The organism is Micromonospora sp. NPDC047620, from assembly GCF_043205005.1.
Classification (GTDB): Bacteria; Actinomycetota; Actinomycetes; order Mycobacteriales; family Micromonosporaceae; genus Micromonospora.
Genome location: NZ_JBIDDG010000174.1, coordinates 1 through 1,123 on the forward strand (window position 1 = coordinate 1; position 1,123 = coordinate 1,123).

Below are 1,123 nucleotides of genomic sequence, written 5' to 3' on the forward strand. Positions count from 1 at the left end.
CAGCACAACCGCATACACACCGTTCCCTTCGTGGACGGCACACCCCTGACCCGGGGCTCGGGTTCGACGGCGGCGCGCAAAGCCCGTGCGACTGCCTTGAATTCGGCCTCGGTGATGTGGTGCTGGTCGCGGCCGTACAGCACGCGCACGTGCAGCGCGATGCGGGCGTTGAGGGCGATCGATTCGAAGACGTTCCGGTTCAGCACCGTGGAATACGAGGCACCGGGACCGGCGCTGGGAATCACGGTGTGCAGCAGCCGTTCCGGCTCGCCGTCGTGGACGCAGTACGGGCGGCCGGATACGTCGACGACGGCGTGGGCGAGGGTTTCGTCCATCGGGATGTAGCAGTCGCCGAAGCGGCGGATGCCCTTCTTGTCGCCCAGCGCCTCACCGAGCGCCTGCCCGATGACGATGGCGGTGTCCTCGACGGTGTGATGGGCCTCGATCTCGATATCGCCCTTGGCCTGCACGGTCAGATCGAAGCTGCCGTGCTGGCCGAAGGCGGTGAGCATGTGGTCGTAGAACGGGACGCCGGTGGATATGTCGGTCCGGCCCGTGCCGTCGAGATTCAGCTCGACCACGATGCTGGATTCGCGGGTGGTGCGTTCCACCCGGGCGGTTCGATTCATACTCGCTTCCGTACTCATCGGGAGATCACCTCGGTGGCCACCAGCATCTCGCTCACGCGCAGGAATTCGTCGTTCTCGGCGGCCAGTCCGATGGTGGTGCGCAGATAGCCGGGAATGCCGACGTCGCGGATCAGCACGCCCTCGTTCAGATAGCGCTGCCAGGTGCGGGGTGCGTCGGCGAAGTAGCCGAACAGCAGGAAGTTCGCATCCGAGGTCACCACCTCGAACCCCATCTCGCGCAACGCCGTCGCCACCCGTTCCCGCTGCGCGGCGAGTTCGGCGACACTGGCCAGGGTTTCGTCGGCGTGGCGCAGCGCGGCGCGGGCGGCGGCCTGGGTGACCACCGACAGGTGGTACGGCAGCCGCACGAGCAGCATCGCCTCGATCACCGCGGGCGCGGCGACCAGATAGCCGAGCCGCCCACCGGCGAAGGCGAAGGCCTTGCTCATGGTGCGGCTGACCACCAGCTTCGCCGGATATCGGTCGATGAGCGC

At 67.3% G+C, this 1,123-nt stretch carries 2 protein-coding genes; both read right to left on the reverse strand.

Annotation, left to right across the window (positions count from 1 at the left end; all coding sequences use genetic code 11):
* Nucleotides 1-629, reverse strand: a 629-nt coding sequence (hisB, locus tag ACGF5C_RS35050) for an imidazoleglycerol-phosphate dehydratase HisB (RefSeq protein WP_393308752.1), incomplete at its 3' end; no start/stop codon positions are given.
* A gap of 14 nt (nucleotides 630-643) precedes the next feature.
* A partial coding sequence (locus ACGF5C_RS35055) for an aminotransferase class I/II-fold pyridoxal phosphate-dependent enzyme (protein WP_393308754.1) occupies nucleotides 644-1,123 on the reverse strand: 480 nt, incomplete at its 5' end.